Annotated in this window: 20 protein-coding genes and 1 pseudogene; 13 read left to right on the top strand and 8 right to left on the bottom strand. The window is 42.7% G+C overall.

The features are described 5' to 3' along the window. Positions 1-738: 738 nt before the first annotated feature. The 3 genes from HWQ44_RS27680 (at position 739) to HWQ44_RS27670 (ending at position 4,600) form a co-directional block, all read left to right on the top strand. Entirely contained in the window at positions 739-3,093 is a 2,355-nt protein-coding gene (locus HWQ44_RS27680; RefSeq protein ID WP_292725185.1) for a ribonuclease R family protein, read from the top strand. Between the two features lie 17 nt (positions 3,094-3,110). Beyond that, complete coding sequence (locus tag HWQ44_RS27675) at positions 3,111-3,731, top strand: flavin prenyltransferase UbiX (protein ID WP_292725184.1); 621 nt, start codon at positions 3,111-3,113, stop codon at positions 3,729-3,731. A gap of 173 nt (positions 3,732-3,904) precedes the next feature. Beyond that, the gene (locus tag HWQ44_RS27670; RefSeq protein WP_292725183.1) at positions 3,905-4,600 is read left to right on the top strand and encodes a LapA family protein; all 696 of its coding nucleotides are present in this window, start codon (positions 3,905-3,907) and stop codon (positions 4,598-4,600) included. Positions 4,601-4,622: 22 nt separating this feature from the next. Here the strand turns inward: HWQ44_RS27670 and HWQ44_RS27665 are convergent, their stop codons facing one another. The 4 genes from HWQ44_RS27665 to HWQ44_RS27650 form a co-directional block, all read right to left on the bottom strand. Further along, positions 4,623-4,817 carry a hypothetical protein gene (locus HWQ44_RS27665; protein WP_292725182.1) on the bottom strand — a complete coding sequence of 65 codons (195 nt, stop codon included), beginning with the start codon at positions 4,815-4,817 and terminating at the stop codon, positions 4,623-4,625. 1,008 nt (positions 4,818-5,825) lie between these two features. Then, positions 5,826-5,990 carry a hypothetical protein gene (locus HWQ44_RS27660; protein ID WP_292725208.1) on the bottom strand — a complete coding sequence of 55 codons (165 nt, stop codon included), beginning with the start codon at positions 5,988-5,990 and terminating at the stop codon, positions 5,826-5,828. After that, on the bottom strand, positions 5,920-6,090 hold the full coding sequence (locus HWQ44_RS27655; protein WP_292725209.1) for a hypothetical protein: 171 nt from the start codon (positions 6,088-6,090) through the stop codon (positions 5,920-5,922). The genes HWQ44_RS27660 and HWQ44_RS27655 overlap by 71 nt, the downstream gene beginning before the upstream one ends. Further along, positions 6,059-6,400 carry a DUF433 domain-containing protein gene (locus HWQ44_RS27650; RefSeq protein WP_292725181.1) on the bottom strand — a complete coding sequence of 114 codons (342 nt, stop codon included), beginning with the start codon at positions 6,398-6,400 and terminating at the stop codon, positions 6,059-6,061. Before HWQ44_RS27650 ends, HWQ44_RS27655 begins: the two co-directional genes overlap by 32 nt. A 172-nt stretch (positions 6,401-6,572) precedes the next feature. On the opposite strand from HWQ44_RS27650, the gene HWQ44_RS27645 reads away from it, so the two are divergent. From HWQ44_RS27645 to HWQ44_RS27635, 3 genes are read left to right on the top strand one after another with little or no spacing between them, the layout of a single operon-like run. After that, positions 6,573-7,118: a shikimate kinase gene (locus HWQ44_RS27645; protein ID WP_292725180.1), complete on the top strand. Its 546-nt coding sequence runs from the start codon at positions 6,573-6,575 to the stop codon at positions 7,116-7,118. A gap of 20 nt (positions 7,119-7,138) precedes the next feature. Continuing rightward, positions 7,139-7,555, top strand: a complete 417-nt coding sequence (locus tag HWQ44_RS27640; RefSeq protein ID WP_292725179.1) for a XisH family protein — start codon at positions 7,139-7,141, stop codon at positions 7,553-7,555. Beyond that, positions 7,543-7,878, top strand: a complete 336-nt coding sequence (locus HWQ44_RS27635; protein ID WP_292725178.1) for a XisI protein — start codon at positions 7,543-7,545, stop codon at positions 7,876-7,878. The genes HWQ44_RS27640 and HWQ44_RS27635 overlap by 13 nt, the downstream gene beginning before the upstream one ends. Positions 7,879-7,981: 103 nt before the next feature. Here the strand turns inward: HWQ44_RS27635 and HWQ44_RS27630 are convergent. After that, a pseudogene (locus tag HWQ44_RS27630) lies at positions 7,982-8,167 on the bottom strand (Uma2 family endonuclease); the annotation flags it as partial. Between the two features lie 60 nt (positions 8,168-8,227). Between HWQ44_RS27630 and HWQ44_RS27625 the strand changes: the two are divergent. Beyond that, positions 8,228-8,362 carry a pentapeptide repeat-containing protein gene (locus HWQ44_RS27625; protein WP_292725177.1) on the top strand — a complete coding sequence of 45 codons (135 nt, stop codon included), beginning with the start codon at positions 8,228-8,230 and terminating at the stop codon, positions 8,360-8,362. 97 nt (positions 8,363-8,459) lie between these two features. Continuing rightward, positions 8,460-9,356: an acetylglutamate kinase gene (gene argB, locus HWQ44_RS27620; protein ID WP_292725176.1), complete on the top strand. Its 897-nt coding sequence runs from the start codon at positions 8,460-8,462 to the stop codon at positions 9,354-9,356. 77 nt (positions 9,357-9,433) lie between these two features. Here argB and HWQ44_RS27615 read toward each other — a convergent pair whose 3' ends face one another. Continuing rightward, the gene (locus HWQ44_RS27615) at positions 9,434-9,856 is read right to left on the bottom strand and encodes a hypothetical protein (RefSeq protein ID WP_292725175.1); all 423 of its coding nucleotides are present in this window, start codon (positions 9,854-9,856) and stop codon (positions 9,434-9,436) included. 170 nt (positions 9,857-10,026) lie between these two features. Between HWQ44_RS27615 and HWQ44_RS27610 the strand changes: the two genes are divergently transcribed. The 3 genes from HWQ44_RS27610 (at position 10,027) to pyrE (ending at position 12,274) form a co-directional block, all read left to right on the top strand. Beyond that, positions 10,027-10,569, top strand: coding sequence for a tetratricopeptide repeat protein (locus HWQ44_RS27610; RefSeq protein WP_292725174.1), 543 nt, complete (start codon positions 10,027-10,029; stop codon positions 10,567-10,569). Between the two features lie 180 nt (positions 10,570-10,749). Then, on the top strand, positions 10,750-11,658 hold the full coding sequence (locus HWQ44_RS27605; protein ID WP_292725173.1) for a DUF3153 domain-containing protein: 909 nt from the start codon (positions 10,750-10,752) through the stop codon (positions 11,656-11,658). An 82-nt stretch (positions 11,659-11,740) separates the two neighbouring features. Then, complete coding sequence (gene pyrE / locus HWQ44_RS27600) at positions 11,741-12,274, top strand: orotate phosphoribosyltransferase (RefSeq protein ID WP_292725172.1); 534 nt, start codon at positions 11,741-11,743, stop codon at positions 12,272-12,274. A gap of 75 nt (positions 12,275-12,349) precedes the next feature. Here pyrE and HWQ44_RS27595 read toward each other — a convergent pair whose 3' ends face one another. Continuing rightward, positions 12,350-12,703 (bottom strand): helix-turn-helix domain-containing protein, encoded by a 354-nt coding sequence (locus HWQ44_RS27595; protein ID WP_292725171.1) that lies wholly within the window; start codon positions 12,701-12,703, stop codon positions 12,350-12,352. A 148-nt stretch (positions 12,704-12,851) separates the two neighbouring features. Between HWQ44_RS27595 and HWQ44_RS27590 the strand changes: the two genes are divergently transcribed. Continuing rightward, positions 12,852-13,469, top strand: a complete 618-nt coding sequence (locus HWQ44_RS27590) for an FMN-dependent NADH-azoreductase (RefSeq protein ID WP_292725170.1) — start codon at positions 12,852-12,854, stop codon at positions 13,467-13,469. Positions 13,470-13,561: 92 nt separating this feature from the next. Here HWQ44_RS27590 and pdxH read toward each other — a convergent pair whose 3' ends face one another. Next, positions 13,562-14,206 carry a pyridoxamine 5'-phosphate oxidase gene (gene pdxH / locus HWQ44_RS27585; RefSeq protein WP_292725169.1) on the bottom strand — a complete coding sequence of 215 codons (645 nt, stop codon included), beginning with the start codon at positions 14,204-14,206 and terminating at the stop codon, positions 13,562-13,564. 138 nt (positions 14,207-14,344) lie between these two features. Between pdxH and HWQ44_RS27580 the strand changes: the two genes are divergently transcribed. Next, complete coding sequence (locus HWQ44_RS27580; RefSeq protein WP_292725168.1) at positions 14,345-15,430, top strand: AI-2E family transporter; 1,086 nt, start codon at positions 14,345-14,347, stop codon at positions 15,428-15,430. The last annotated feature ends 157 nt before the right edge of the window (positions 15,431-15,587 follow it).

The raw sequence follows: 15,587 nt of genomic DNA, 5'->3' as shown, positions 1-15,587 counted from the left end.
ACGAAATTTTTGGCTAGTGCTAACTTATCTGGGTAGTCTTGCCTGCAATGCTATACTGATGACCCAACTCGATATCTACAACTATTTTCTGGAAGTGCGCTCTAAATCTACAATAATGGAGATAAGGTTCGCCCTCACTGCTTATTAAGCTGCTCACCTAATTGTTACCGATTCTACATGTGGGAAAATTGGGTTCACCGGCAGTTCCTCCTAGTTAAAAATCAGAGTCTAATGACGTAAAATTACCTTCACTCTAGACAATCAAACACCTGTAGTTTCCACGTCACTGCGGTCTTCTCCCCTTCTCCAAAGGGAGAGGCTAACGCAAAGGGAGAAGACCGCAGTGGCTCCCCTGCATAGCGCTTTTGGGCAGTATGGATTCTCTAAACCCAGCTTCTCAAAAACCCGTCGCGTAATTACTTAGCGGGGCTAAATTTTAATCAGGCGTGCAATCTGAAGTTTGGTTAGGTGAAGGGACTTGAACGCAGGCAAATTCTGAGAGCATCTTGCAGTGAGAAGTTCGTAGACGCCCAGAGTTGTTCGTGGGTGGGCTTCCTTTGCTCGAAACTGCGGGAGTAGTTTCCCGCTCTTGCTGGGTCGGGCTTCCTTTCCTTAGAACTTAGGAAGTCTTACTTCAGGGCAATTAGTTTCCAGCTTGTTTCTGTAAGCCGTGAGGGTATACAGAAAAGAACCAGATTAGACAAAAAATGATGTTTTGACCAAAGGTCGGTTCACTGCATGGAATTTTCAATCGCTACACTCCTTGCCAATTTCACCGATGATAAATTGGTAGCTCGAAAGGTTTTAGAAAAGAAACTTGGCTGTGAAGATGAAAAAAGTTTACAAAAACTTCACATTGCCTTAGATGTTCTCGAAAAAATCGGTATTTTAGTAAAGGAACGGGGCAAGTATCGCCGTGTTTCCGAAGACGGAATAATCGAGGCAAAACTCCGTTGTTCTAGTAAAGGCTTTTGCTTTGCGATTCAAGATGTGGAAGGCGCTGAGGATATTTACATCCGCGAAAGTCATCTAAGTAATGCTTGGAATGGCGATCGCGTTTTAGTGAGAGTTCTCAAAGAAGGCAGTCGCCGTCGCTCTCCTGAAGGGGAGGTGAAGCTGATTCTAGAACGTTCCAACCACACGTTACTGGCACGAATTAAGCAGGTAGAAGCTGGTTTCCGGGCTGTGCCTTTAGATGATCGATTGCTGTTTGAACTCAAGATTCAACCTAACGGGGCTAAGTTAGAAGAAGCGATCGATCACCTGGTTCATGTGGAAGTTTTGCGTTACCCATTAGCACAATATCCTCCCCTTGGTCGAGTGGTGCAAATCCTCGGTAGTGATGCCGAAGCTGCTGCTGATATAGATTTAGTTACGTGCAAACACGACCTTTCCCGGACTTTTCCAGATAATGTCCTGGAAGCTGCCGCCAAGTTGCCCAAAAAGCTGCTGAAAGCAGACCTGAAAAATAGGCTGGATTTGCGTAATTTGTTTACTCTCACTATTGAAGGAGTAAATGGCGATAGCAAAGTTATAGAAAACGCTTTTAGTTTAGAAAAAAACTTAGCCGGGAATTGGCTTTTGGGCGTTCATATCACTGATGTTTCTCACTATGTCCAACCTGACGAAGCCCTAGATAGAGAAGCGCTCAAACGGGGCAAATCAGTGTATCTGGGAGAATTAGTGTTGCCAATATTACCTGCAACTGTGGCAGAACGCTGTTCTTTAGTACCTGGGAGCGATCGCTTAACCATCTCTTTTTTAATTACTATTGATCCCCAATCTGGGCAAGTGCTGGAGTGGGAAATTCAACCCAGTGTAATCAACGTAGAGACAGCACTGAGTACTGAACTTGCCCAAGCAATTCTCACAGGTGAAGCTCAAGATAAATCACCACAGGTTTCCCAAATACTGCAAGACCTCCAAGCCTTGCAAACAGCCGTGAAACAGGTACGGTTGACTCGTGGTAGCCTCCAGTTGAATCTGCCGCCTAGCCAAAACGCCTATTATGATGAGGGGATTCTCGGCGCTGTGGTAGTGAATGATTTACCAGTGCGATCGCTACTCACGGAGTTGGTACTGTTAGTTAATCAACTGTTTGCAACTCACTTAAATGCCCTTGGTGTTCCCGCCATCTGGCGAGTCCAAGGGACTCCCGATGTTGAAGATGTCCAGGAAATGCTGAAATTGGCAGTCAATTTAGGCGTTGACCTCACACTAGATCCAGAAGTCGATATCCAACCCTTAGATTATCAACATTTGACCACAGCTTTTGCTGAATCTCCCTCTGAGCAAGTTCTTACCTACTTATTACAAGATACACTTAAGCCGTCTGCATACAGTACCACCAAAGGATCTCACTTTGGTCTGGCGCTACCACAATATGTCCACTTTAGCGCCCCCTTGCGGCGTTACCCAGATTTGCTGATGCAGAGAGTGTATTACGCGCTACTCGAAAACGGACGCGATCGCCGCAATACCCGTGTGAGAGAGCGGGTTAACCTGCGCCACTCCTCCAGCCATGAAGAAATTAACTGGAACGTTTTACCCCCAGAATTGCAACAAGAACTCCAAAGCGATTTGACTAGGGTAATTGTTCAAATCAACGACCGCGAAAAAGAAGTCCAAGAAGCTGAAGCCGATTTAGCCGGACTACAAAAAGCCCAACTGATGAAGCAACGCATTGGTCAGGTATTTCAAGGCGTAATTACCGGGGTTCAATCCTACGGTTTCTTTGTGGAAATTGAAGTACCGGCTGCTGAGGTGGAGTCCAGCAGTAATCCTGGTGTGCCTTTGCGGGTAGAAGGATTGGTACACGTCAGTTCTCTCAAAGACGATTGGTATGAATATCGCGCCAGACAACAAGCACTGTTTGGTCGTAAAAATCGCGCTTCTTATCGATTAGGCGATCGCGTCGCCGTTCAAGTTAAAAGTGTCGATTACTACCGTCAACAAATTGATTTGGTAACAGTCGGCAGCGATGGTGTACCAAAAGGTTTAACTGGCAATGATTCCCGTGACGAGCTTTCAGACCTCTATTTACCAAATGATATTGAGCCTGATGACCTAGACTCTTACTCCGAAGATGAGTAAAATCCAGTAAAACTTACGTGTCAAATCACACCAAACCTCTAATTTTAGGCGTATCGGGCGCATCTGGCCTGATTTACGCTGTTCGCGCGATCAAATTTTTGCTAGAAGCGGAGTATAGTATTGAATTGGTTGCCTCTAAATCAACTTACATGGTTTGGCAGTCAGAACAGGAAATTCGGATGCCACCAGAACCAACCGGGCAAGAACAATTTTGGCGAGAGCAAGCTGGAGTTGCACTTTCGGGTAAACTCCGCTGCCATCCTTGGAGTGATGTCGGAGCCGGAATTGCCAGTGGTTCCTTTGCCACTCTGGGGATGATGATCATTCCATGCAGTATGAGTACAGTGGCAAAGCTAGCGGTTGGCTTGAGTTCCGATTTACTAGAACGGGCAGCAGATGTCCAACTCAAAGAAGGGCGAAAGCTAGTCATTGTCCCGCGTGAAACGCCCTTTAGCCTCATCCACCTGCGTAATTTAACCTCTTTAGCAGAAGTTGGAGTGAGAATTGTCCCCGCTATTCCCGCCTGGTATCACAATCCCCAAACCATCGAGGATTTAGTTGATTTTGTAGTTGCCCGTGCTTTAGATCAACTAGATATTGACTGCATCCCAATTCAGCGGTGGCAAGGTCGTCGCTAATGCCCTCAGTGGATTTATCATAAATTTCACAATAGTCCTAAAAGGGTAATGATAGAGATGGCTGATAGTGTCAGTAGTCAGTGAACAGTAATTAGTGAAGAGTAATCAGACTGATAACTGACAACTGACCACTGACCACTGACAACTGACAACTGACAACTGACAAAATTGCTATGGCTGTAATTCGCTTAATTCTATTGGTGGCAGTACTGGGAGGACTAACGCTGTTGTTAGTCCAAAATTTCTCACCTGCCTTATCGCTAGTATTTTTGGGCGTGCGAACTCAACCACTACCACTAGCGATATGGATTTTGTTCAGTACTGCCACTGGTGCTTTCACATCTATATTGATTGCTACCTTGTTTAACTTATCCAATTATTTTGTGGCAGGACAACGCCAAACTCCTAACACAACTGCAACTTCGCCTCGTGCGAAGGCAACGCGTAGAGAAGAACCTACATCTCGCCCTGCTAGTCCTCCACCACCTGCTAGTAAAAAAGAAGAGACTAGCAGTGAGGTATTTGATGATTGGGAGACAAATAGCAGTGGAGATGATTGGAACTTTGATGAAAAATCAGAGTCACCACCTACCCCTAATCCTCAAGCTCAACAGCCGAGAGATTCTAAAACTTACGAACGTCAATCAGAAGCCAAAAGCAGTTCTCAGTCTGGTTCAGTTTACTCCTACAGCTATCGCGAGCCAAAAAATACGGCTGCGGGAAAAACTGAATCAATTTATGATGCTGATTACCGGGTAATCATCCCCCCTTATCAGCCGCCAACTACCAATCAAGCGGATGATGATGATTGGGAGTTTTTTGAGGATGATGATGATTTTGAGGATGATGGTAAACGTCCCCGTCGGTGAGATGTATGAGCAGGCTATGTTTCTACTTGATGCCACACCGCTCTCTAGACTCCTGCTTGACCTTACCAGTCATGGCAGCTTCTTGCAAAGTCATGAAAGCATTAAAATCTTCTAAGTCATATCGGGTAGTCAACAGTTGTCGTAGTTGATCTTCAGCTTCCACTGTCAAATAGCCAGTTGCTAAAGCTTTTTGTACAACATCACGAATTCGAGTCATAGTTGACACCTCATTCATACTATATTTATTCATTCAGGCTTATTGGGGTGAAATATGCAGTAGTCTTTGTGCCAAAACTTCAATTTCGTAAGGTTTTTTTGAGCGATCGCAGCAAATAAGTCATTATTTACACCTTTATCAAAAACATTTAATTGAGCAGAGCTTGTTATAACTGAACTTTTAGAGAAACGATACTGAACTTTTAGAAACACAGTATTATGTATACTTGAAATTATCCACCAGAGTAAAAACCCTGATTATTTAGATAGACAGATATTGTTTGGATAAAGTTTCAAACAAGCTACGTTAATTTTTTTGTTAAGCACCGCGATCGCTATGCAGCAATTACCAAGTTACATCAGGAAATTTACTACATTCTTTACAAATTCATCATTTATTACTTATGGAAATTTCACATAAAAATGGTTAATTTCTTGCCTAAGTTACTTTAAATACATTAATGGCAGTAATAACAGCAGTGAATTCAACTCAAATACAAAGATGAATTTGTATTATTTAAAAATAATTGAAAGTTAGAAAATTTCTACGAAAGCTTGAGATCTGCAAAGTGAAAAGCCTTGACATCCGTTGAAAATAAATTTCTCAGAGGTTTGCTTTGTGGTTATATTACTACGGAAATTGCTGATGTCGCCGATCAAAATCTTAGTAGCAATACTGTGTAGAGTTATCTTTTGAATAGATTATATAAATACATAGAATAAATGCTGAGTAACTAAACCAGATACTCAGTGAAGGTGAAAAACTGGAGTCGCCCAGGATGCGTTAGCATACACCTACTTTAAGTAAGCTACGCGTAGGTATTTCCCAAGAAAGCTTACTGTATTTCTTTCTTCCCTACAGGACACTGCGCGAACGTGGAAGCAAGCAAGCTACGCATAGCGTCTAGTTTTTTTGCATTTGAGTAAAACCATAAAAGCTTTCAGAGAAATTCAAGTTGATATCTCATCTCTTCAGGCTCAATAACTTCCCAGATTAAAATTAAACTCCTCAATATTTCCCCAATTGACCGGCGGTTCTGAGCGCAGTAAATAATTCCTGTATGCATAATAAGGCCACTTGATGAAGTATTACAAAGTCATCATCATGGGTGAAAATTACCCGATTCTGAGACATTGCAAAATAAAGCTGTTCTCCATCTGATGCAGCTATCAATCCTGTTTCTGATGTAGTCGTCACTACCACGACGACGTAAGCCTTTTGCTATAGCATCACTGACATTTTCATCTAGGTGGAATCGAATTTTTTGTGTCATTTCGATTCTTTAGTTTGTCTTGCAGAATCGAAGGAGTTTGAGCCTGTACTTCTCTGACAAAGGCTTCTCCTTCTGCAATTTCTTGCCTGATCTCATCTTGATGATCGTGGTAATAAGCTAGAGCAGCATAGACATCACCTAAAGTAATACTAGGATAATGATCAACGATTTCGTCAGGGGAAAGTCCCATCCCTTCATGCCAAATAACAATATCTTGCACTCTAATTCGGTGTCCAGCAATGCGCGGTTTACCTCCGCACACACTTGGAGTAATTTCAATGTGTTCTGAGATTACTGGTATCTTAGACATCTTATCGAGAAACACTCCTATAAGAACAAATTATATTCTAATTATCAGCTTATTAGTGATCGCTTTTCCAGTCGCAGCTTAACTCAGGCATTACTTGAATACGCACGGATGAGTCGTTAAGTCTATAATTTGAAACTGTGACTCAAAACTCATAATTGGAGCGAAGCAACTGGTGAGCAGCTTATTACAAGGAGTCAACCTGTACTTAATTGGTATTATGGGCGTTGGTAAGACGACGGTAGGGCGCTTACTAGCAAAGGAATTGGGTTATGGGTTTGTGGATACTGATGATGTCATTGCCCAAGCCACAGGTAAATCTATCAACCAGTTATTTGCACAAGTTGGTGAAGCAGGGTTTCGCCAGTTAGAAAGCGACGTACTTTCAAAAGTTTGTGCTTTTACAAAGTTGACTATAGCAACTGGTGGGGGCATTGTACTGAAGCGAGAAAACTGGGGTTACTTGCACCACGGTTTGATAGTGTGGCTAGATGCACCAGTGGAGATAATTTACAACCGTTTAGCTGAGGATATCACAAGACCATTGCTACAAGATGCCGATCCTAAAGGTAAATTGCGATCGCTCCTTGAACAACGAACACCACTTTACTCTCAAGCCGATTTGCACATCACTGAGCGAGAGGGAGATACACCTGAAGACGTTGCCAAGCGAGTACTTGAGGGAATTCCTGGCATCCTGAAAAAAGCTGTTTCTCATTAATGGGAAATATTAATCTAACTGTGTCTGCAAAAGATATTTTTCATGAATCAGTTAAAAGAGCTTTGCAAAAAGAACAATGGATAATTACAAGCGATCCATTAAAATTCAAATTTGGGGAAGTCAACTTCCAAATTGATTTAGGCGTAGAGAAAATAATTGCCGCAGAAAAAGGAAATGAAAAAATAGCAATTGAAATCAAAAGCTTTTTAAACCCCTCGGCAATTACAGATTTTTATTCTGCTTTGGGACAATTTCTTAGTTACCGTCTAGCGTTAGCAGGATATGAACCAGAGCGAGTATTATACTTAGCAGTTCCATTGGATACGTACAAAACATTTTTTCAACTTGAATTTACTAAAACTGCGATAAAACAGTATCAGGTCTTGTTAATTGTTTATGAGCCGGAAAATGAGGTGATTGTACAGTGGATAAATTAGCCAAATATCAAGAATTGGTGAAAACATTGTTGACGAACTATGCTAGTGATGATGTCTCGGATAATAATGTCGAAGTTCAACTGATTTTAGATACAGAACGCAATCATTATCAATGGATGAATGTCGGTTGGCAAGGATTTAATCGTATTTATCGATGCGCGATGCATTTTGATATTAAAGATGGCAAAATCTGGCTGCAACAGAACTTAACCGATCGCAATCCAGCAGAGGAATTAGTAATGATGGGAGTACCACGAGAGGATATTGTCTTGGGTTTGCAAGCTCCATACAAGCGTCAGTATACAGATTATGGCGTAGCGTAATGCGATCGCTCCTCGAACAACGAAAATCACTTTACTCTCAGCAAATACTTGAGGCAATTCCTAGCGTTCTCAAAACACAAGTTTTTCATTAAGAAGACTCAAGTTACCAAATTTTGCCCATCCGTAGGACAAATCCTGGTAATTCTGGATTGCCACTAACTGCTTCAGGATTATCCAAAATTTCAAATTCTCGATTCGGACGGTAAATGTAGACTTTTCGATTCTGCCGATCGATTAACCAGCCTAGTGATGTACCGTTATCGATGTACTCCTGCATTTTCTCTTGTAATTTTATCAAACGATGTCTACGACGGGCTACGCCTACACTGGATGAGCGTAACTTACTCGTATGGAGGGTGTCAATTTTGAAAATGCAAATTTATTGGAAGTTAATTGGCTTGGCGCAGAAATCTATGGGGCTTATTTCTACAATACGATTATGCCAGATGGTGAACTCGTCACTGAACCAAACAGCTATGAATAATCAGTACAAACATACTCAATGACATCAGAGATTGTGACGAGTTACAAAGTCTTCTACACTTACTGAAATAGGTTTTAACTCTTAACGGCGGCTCCTCATGACGGACAACGATTCTGAATACATCAGGCAAGCTGAAGCCACTCGTGTGCGTGTACTAAGCGAAGCACTACCTTATATTCAACAATTCGCCGGTCGCACTGTTGTTGTCAAATATGGTGGCGCAGCGATGAAAGATAGCACACTCAAAGACAAGGTTATCCGCGACATTGTATTCTTATCCTGCGTGGGCTTGCGTCCGATTGTAGTCCACGGCGGTGGCCCAGAAATTAACAGTTGGTTAGATAAGCTGGGCATCGAACCACAGTTTAAAAATGGTCTGCGGGTTACTGATGCCGCCACAATGGATGTGGTGGAAATGGTTTTAGTTGGTAGAGTTAACAAAGAAATTGTCGCGCTAATTAACCAAGCTGGGGGATTGGCTGTAGGGCTTTGCGGTAAAGACGGTAATCTATTTACAGCCCGTCCCCAAGGTCAAGAAGGCATCGGTTTTGTGGGGGAAGTCAGCAATGTTAACATCAAGATTTTGGACACCCTCGCTAGCAATGGCTATATTCCGGTAGTGTCTAGCGTCGCCGCAGACGAGACAGGGCAAGCTTATAACATTAATGCTGATACTGTAGCTGGAGAAATCGCTGCTGCACTAGGAGCAGAAAAGTTAATTTTACTGACTGACACCAGTGGAATTTTAAAAGATTACAAAGACCAATCTACTTTGATTCCAAAAGTAGATATTCGCGAAGCCCGCGAGTTGATTGCTAATGGTATAGTCAGCGGTGGGATGATTCCCAAAGTGAGTTGTTGTGTGCGATCGCTTGCTCAAGGAGTCCGTGCAGCACACATCATTGATGGTCGCATTCCCCACGCCCTATTACTAGAAATCTTTACTGATGTTGGGATTGGGACAATGATTCTGGGGTCGCAGTTTACCTCTTAAGAGTGCTGAGTCAGGAGTGAGAAGTGAAGAGTGAGGAGTGAGGAGTTGCTTATCCCTCATCTTCCCATTTCCCTGCTTTACCGAGGATAGGTAATAATAACCCGCGATCGCCCACCGCTAAATGGTGTACGTCGCCATGAATTATTGATAATTATCGGATTAACTAGGGTTGAATCTCGAATTGTCGGATTAATCAGGATGGGATTTCTCACATTCTGCCTGAACTGGGGATAGGAATAATCGCGGTAATGATTGCGTTGTGGTATTAATCCCGTTGCTGGGTCTACAGGCATAGGTGTAGGAATCGGACTACCATAAATAAAGGAACCGACAGCAGGCGATGTCTGACGACAAGCTGCTCCGCAGCTACGCCTGACTCCATAACCACCATCAATCACGAACACACGTTGGGCGGAAGCTGGAGCAATGCTTACACCCATCACTGCTAAAGTCATACCTGCTAAGAGCCAATTCAGTTGCGAATGCTTGATTTTCAACATAATTTTGCTCACCTGCATTTGATACCGGAATTTTTAATCAGAAAATAGTCGCAGCTACTTACTTAAAATTTTAGAAGTTTATCCACTTTCAGATTGCCAGCTTTTGAAAAGATTCCAAAAAGATTGCTGGCATTGGCAAAATGAAAATAGTGCTAATTTTTGTATAAGACGTGAGTACAGAAAGTTTAGAAATTGCTAAAACCCGCTACCAGACTGGGAAAGTTGCCTTTGAAAATGGGCAATACCGCGAAGCCGTAGAAAATTTAGAAAAGGCCAGCGCTCTGTTAGCTCGTAATTCTCGCCTTGGAGGCGAAGTAGAAATTCATCTAGTGACAGCTTATGAAGCGGCTGGACGCACGGATGATGCGATCGCTCTTTGCGAAAGACTCAAACGCCATCCCTATTTTGAAACCAGCAAACAAGCGCGGCAGATGCTTTATATCTTAAAAGCACCAAAGCTGAAAAGACCCAGCGAATGGATGACTGAAATCCCCGATTTGGGCGCACTACCCGATAATGAACTCAAAATTTCCGTAGCTGCTAAATCTAGTAAATCTTCTGTCCAGCAAAAGCCTAAACCTACGGAGCCAGAATTTATTGACCTCAGTCAGGTCAATACCAGAGATAATCGCTTTATCTGGGTGGCGCTAATTGCCATTGGTTTGACCATCTCGTACTTGGTTTGGTTGAGTTTTTCAGGAACCCCTGGCTGATAATAATTTTGGGGATTGGGAGGGTTTGAATGAATATTCAGACCCAAACCAAATCTTACTCATTTTTTCTTCCCCAGTATCCATTACCTAGTCTCGGAGTGACCAAAATGGTATTCCAGGAATCTCAAACAATATTAAGAGGTCAATATTGGTTAAAAAGTTTGACTTTTGAGGAAATTTATGGTTTCAAATTCTTCAATTTTTGGAAAGATTTTCTTGTGGTTAATCAGACCATTTAGTTTTGTGTTGGCAAATATGAAATTTCTCTCACCACTGAATGGTCGAAATCGAATCAATCGCGTCTTTCCTATCCGAAATCCTATTCTGTGGCTAGTGCTGTTAACCTCCCTGTTACTGACTGGCTGTGTTAAGTACGATGTAGGGCTTAACTTTGATAATTCAAATAGTGGCGAATTAGTACAGCATATTAAGTTGGGAGAACGGCTAACCAGTTTTAGTGGCGATTCTGTGTACGAATGGTTAAATAGCATAGAACGACGCGCCCGTCAACTTGAGGGTAAAACACAGCGAGTTTCCCAAGAAGAAATCATCGTCACAATTCCTTTTAGCAGTGGTAGGGAATTGCAAGAAAAGTTCAACGAATTTTTTAACTCCCATACTAATCAACCCTCTGAGTCTGTGCAGAGCGAATCTAACTCAGAACTGCCGAAAATTGAATCAAACGTCCTCTTGGAGCAGAATTATTTTTTACTTTTAGTGCGAAATCGATTGATTTATGATTTGGATTTGCGATCGCTATCTCTAATTGCCAGCAAAGGTAACGTTTTGGCTAATGCTGGTTCAATTCTCGATTTGGAATTTAGCTTGAAGACTCCTTGGGGAGCCAAAAACATTCAACTAACTGAAACTGCGATTGAACCCGAAAAAAATGGCAATCAATTAGTGTGGAAACTCCAGCCTGGTGAGCTAAACCACATAGAAGCTATTTTCTGGCTTCCCAGTCCCCTTGGTATTGGTGGGTTGTTAATTATCCTGTTTGTCTGGGGAGGATTGTACTTGAGATACAATTTCATGCCAGATCCCAGAATTCAGTTTTCTCCCAAAGCAGCAGCTATCCAGGAACAGTAGATTATTCATCTGTTCAATATTGTCAGTTAAGCCGATGCATTCTCCATCGGCTTTTTTACACTTACCCCAGCTTTTTGTAAAAATGAGTCAAAGTGAATTAGCCAAAGAAATTGTTCGTGTTTCTTACTTGAGAGGTGAGTTTCGGTTGCGTTCTGGTCAGATATCTTCCCATTACTTTGATAAATATCAGTTTGAATCTAATCCTTTGTTACTGAAGCGGTTAGCTAAAGAAATGGTAAAAAAGATTCCATCAGGCACGGAAATTCTAGCAGGGCTGGAATTAGGTGGAGTTCCTTTAGCAACAGCAATTTCATTAGAAGTTGAATTACCAGTTGTCTTTGTTAGGAAGACAAAAAAAGAATATGGGACTGAGAAAATAGCAGAAGGAATTGATATCCAAGGGAAAAAATTGTGTATCATTGAAGACGTAATTACAACAGGTGGTCAGGTTGTAAAAAGTACCGAAGCGCTGCGTAATGAGGGAGCGCTCGTGGACTTCGTACTCTGCGTCATCTGGCGCGGAAGTACACAAGACAACAGTCTCGAAAAAGCTGGTATTCAAAAAATTCCTCTATTTGATATGGAGGAGCTTTCGGTGTGGATAGAACCGTCTTGAAGCCCACAGTTACAATATTTTTGAACAACGCTCTAAAAATACTTAGCTTTGAAATGAGACTTGTGGAATTTAGGGTTAAACATTAGTATTGCTATGTTCCTGTTGTTCGCTGCCATACCAACGTTCAGCAAGTGCATTAAGTTGATGAAGGATTTCAATGAGTTCCTGACCACGTTCTGTGAGACCGTAAGTTACTTGGGGTGGAACAGTTGGTTCATACTCGCGATAAATAATTGCTGCTGCCTCAAGCATCCTCAGTCTTTCCGTCAGCACTTTGGTTGAGATGCCCTCAACTTGGCGCTTCAATGCACCAAAGCGAGTAGGCCCACTATTACACAAGACCCACAGTATATACATTGTCCAAGGTCCTGATAGTAAGGACATCAGAATACTGACTGGGCAAGCATCAGGATTTTTAGAGACAGACATCGATAAATTAGCCAAAATTGTCCAACAGTTACTTTATGGGAACTACTTTACTTTAGTAACTAGTTCCTTTTAGTATCTGACGTAATGCTTTGAAATTTAGATTCAAAAAAAGTAAAAGCAGAAATTTTAGCGAATCAGGAGATATTTGGTGGTAAACATTCTACATATTGATTCCAGCCCCCGTGGTGAACGATCGCACTCCAGAGAACTATCTAAGGAATTCGTCAGTGGTTGGAAAGCAGCCCATCCTCAAGATGCGATCGCCTATCGAGATATAGGGCGTCACCCAGTTCCTCACGTTAATGAAGCTTGGATTGCGGCGGCATTTTCACCACCAGAAACCCATACTCCAGAATTAACCGAGGCAATTAGGATTTCTGACGAACTGGTTGATGAGTTTTTGGCAGCTGATCGCTACATCTTTGGAGTGCCAATGTACAACTTCAATATACCTTCCACTTTTAAGGCTTACATCGATCAAATTGTTCGCATTAACCGGACTGTTGCTCTAGATGCTCAAGGTTTTAGAGGCTTAGTCGAGGGTAAAAAGGCAGTTATCATCACAGCTCGCGGTGGTGACTTTAGCGCAACATCCCCTTTCATTGCCTATGACTTCCAAGAACCTTACCTGCGGACGATTTTTGGTTTTATTGGGATTACAGACATTCAATTTATTAACGCTAATAGCCTGAACGAAGGTGATGCTCGTACCCAATCTCTATCAGAAGCACGAGCCGCAATTCAAGATTTAATCGCCCAGTGGTAATGTGATGCAGGGTATTGGGCATTGGGCATTGGGCATTGGTTATTCTTCCTCTGCTTCCCCTGCTCCCTACCCCCTGCTCCCCTGCCTCTTCCTCAGGGTGACAACCGCTCAATATTCCAAGTGCCATTATCTAAACGTCTATAGAGCAAGCGATCGTGCAGACGGCTAGGGCGTCCTTGCCAAAACTCAATTTCTGTGGGGATCACTCGTAAGCCTCCCCAATGAGGCGGTCGAAGAATCTCCTTATTTTCATATTTGCTCTGGAACTCCTGCAAACGTCGCTCCAGGACTTCTCGGCTTTCTATCACCTCGCTTTGATTAGATACCCACGCACCCAAACGACTGTTGGCAGGACGACTGTGAAAATACTGGTCGGACTCAGTTTCGGAAACTTTCTCCACATACCCCGAAATTCGGACTTGACGTTCCAGTTCTGCCCACCAAAAGACTAAAGCCGCTTGGGGATTTTCTGCCAGTTCTTGTCCTTTGTGACTGTTGTAGTTGGTAAAGAAGGTAAAACCCCGTTCATCAAAATTCTTGAGCAGCACCATTCTGGCTGAGGGCTTACCGTCAGGTGTGGCGGTGGCAATAGTCATGGCATTGGGTTCGGGGAGTTGTGCTGCTAGAGCTTGATCGAACCATTTTTTAAATTGGATAAAAGGATTGAGGTCTACTTCGAGTTCGCTCAAACCTTCCAAGGTGTAGTCTTTACGAAGATCAGCTACGGTTTTGTCCATTGTGATTTGTTTCCTTGCTATCAGATACGCTTATATATGTCTTTGCTAAAAATATCTATGATGATGATCAGATGATGATCAGCGCCATCAAGAATTTTACAAATTCTCTCAAGGAATAACTAAAATAGGTTGCATAAGATGCGCCGTTCGGCTTCCCTTCGACGCCTGTTAATTTATGGTCTGAGCGGTCCGATTATCGCTCTCAATGTCTGGCTGCTGTCTGTGCTTTTCCGCTATTTCCAGCATCCCATTACCGTCTTGAGTATTGCGGCAATTCTGGCTTTTCTGCTCAATTACCCGGTTAAGTTCTTTGAACGGGCTCGGATCACTCGCACTCAGGCGGTGATTATAGTTCTACTTGCAACATTAACCCTGTTTGGGATTTTGGGCGTCACCCTAGTGCCGTTGATCATTGACCAAACAATCCAATTGTTAAATAAGATCCCTGATTGGTTAGGCGCTAGTCAAGCAAACCTAGAGCAGTTTGAGATGCTGGCAAAGCAACGACGTTTGCCAATTGATCTGAGGGTTGTGAGCAGTCAAATCAATGCCAACATTCAGAATCTAGTGCAACAGCTAGCTTCTGGTGCAGTGGGATTTGCTGGAACATTGCTGTCAGGATTACTGGACTTAGTGTTAGTCATTGTGCTTGCATTTTATATGCTTTTATATGGCGATCGCGTCTGGTATGGTCTGATCAATCTTTTGCCCTCTAATATTGGAGATCCCCTGACCACATCCTTGCGCCTAAATTTCCAGAATTTCTTCCTCAGCCAGTTGTTGCTAGGACTGTTCATGGTGCTAACCCTGACGCCAATTTTCCTAGTGATGAAGGTGCCATTTGCTCTGTTGTTTGCCATACTAATTGGTATTTCAGAACTCATTCCCTTTATTGGGGCGTCTCTAGGCATTAGTCTGGTGACGATTTTAGTACTGTTGCAAAATTGGTGGTTGGCAGTTCAAGTTGCCATAGCGGCGGTTCTCATGCAGCAGCTTAAAGATAACCTGTTAGCTCCCAGGTTACTCGGCAACTTTATTGGACTGAATCCTATCTGGATTTTTGTGGCTATTTTGATGGGATTTGAGATTGCTGGATTGTTGGGGACACTTGTTGCTGTTCCTATTGCTGGTACTATTAAAGGCACTTTCGATGCGATTAAAAGCGGCAAGCCTAGTGACTTTGTACCAACTGTCACTGTTGCCCATGACTCGCCCCCTGATTAAGAAGGCAGAAGGGCAGGGGGAGAAATCAATTCAAAATTCAAAATTCAAACATTTTAGAACTTCTGCCTCCTGCCTTCTCTTTCCCAATACCCAATGCCCAATGCCCAAGGTCAAAAGTTGCACAATCTGATCTCACAATTCACAATGGTGGTTGATT

The organism is Nostoc sp. JL34 (assembly GCF_017114945.1).
Lineage (GTDB): Bacteria > Cyanobacteriota > Cyanobacteriia > Cyanobacteriales > Nostocaceae > Nostoc.
This window is presented reverse-complemented; position numbering and strand designations above follow the sequence as displayed.

Coding starts and splice junctions, on each gene's coding strand:
- HWQ44_RS27680 (WP_292725185.1), top strand. CDS start 739: ATGGAATTTTCAATCGCTACACTCCTTGCCAATTTCACCGATGATAAA.
- HWQ44_RS27670 (WP_292725183.1), top strand. CDS start 3,905: ATGGCTGTAATTCGCTTAATTCTATTGGTGGCAGTACTGGGAGGACTA.
- HWQ44_RS27665 (WP_292725182.1), bottom strand. CDS start 4,817: ATGACTCGAATTCGTGATGTTGTACAAAAAGCTTTAGCAACTGGCTAT.
- HWQ44_RS27655 (WP_292725209.1), bottom strand. CDS start 6,090: ATGACACAAAAAATTCGATTCCACCTAGATGAAAATGTCAGTGATGCT.
- HWQ44_RS27650 (WP_292725181.1), bottom strand. CDS start 6,400: ATGTCTAAGATACCAGTAATCTCAGAACACATTGAAATTACTCCAAGT.
- HWQ44_RS27625 (WP_292725177.1), top strand. CDS start 8,228: ATGGAGGGTGTCAATTTTGAAAATGCAAATTTATTGGAAGTTAATTGG.
- argB (WP_292725176.1), top strand. CDS start 8,460: ATGACGGACAACGATTCTGAATACATCAGGCAAGCTGAAGCCACTCGT.
- HWQ44_RS27615 (WP_292725175.1), bottom strand. CDS start 9,856: ATGTTGAAAATCAAGCATTCGCAACTGAATTGGCTCTTAGCAGGTATG.
- HWQ44_RS27605 (WP_292725173.1), top strand. CDS start 10,750: ATGGTTTCAAATTCTTCAATTTTTGGAAAGATTTTCTTGTGGTTAATC.
- pyrE (WP_292725172.1), top strand. CDS start 11,741: ATGAGTCAAAGTGAATTAGCCAAAGAAATTGTTCGTGTTTCTTACTTG.
- HWQ44_RS27595 (WP_292725171.1), bottom strand. CDS start 12,703: ATGTCTGTCTCTAAAAATCCTGATGCTTGCCCAGTCAGTATTCTGATG.
- pdxH (WP_292725169.1), bottom strand. CDS start 14,206: ATGGACAAAACCGTAGCTGATCTTCGTAAAGACTACACCTTGGAAGGT.
- HWQ44_RS27580 (WP_292725168.1), top strand. CDS start 14,345: ATGCGCCGTTCGGCTTCCCTTCGACGCCTGTTAATTTATGGTCTGAGC.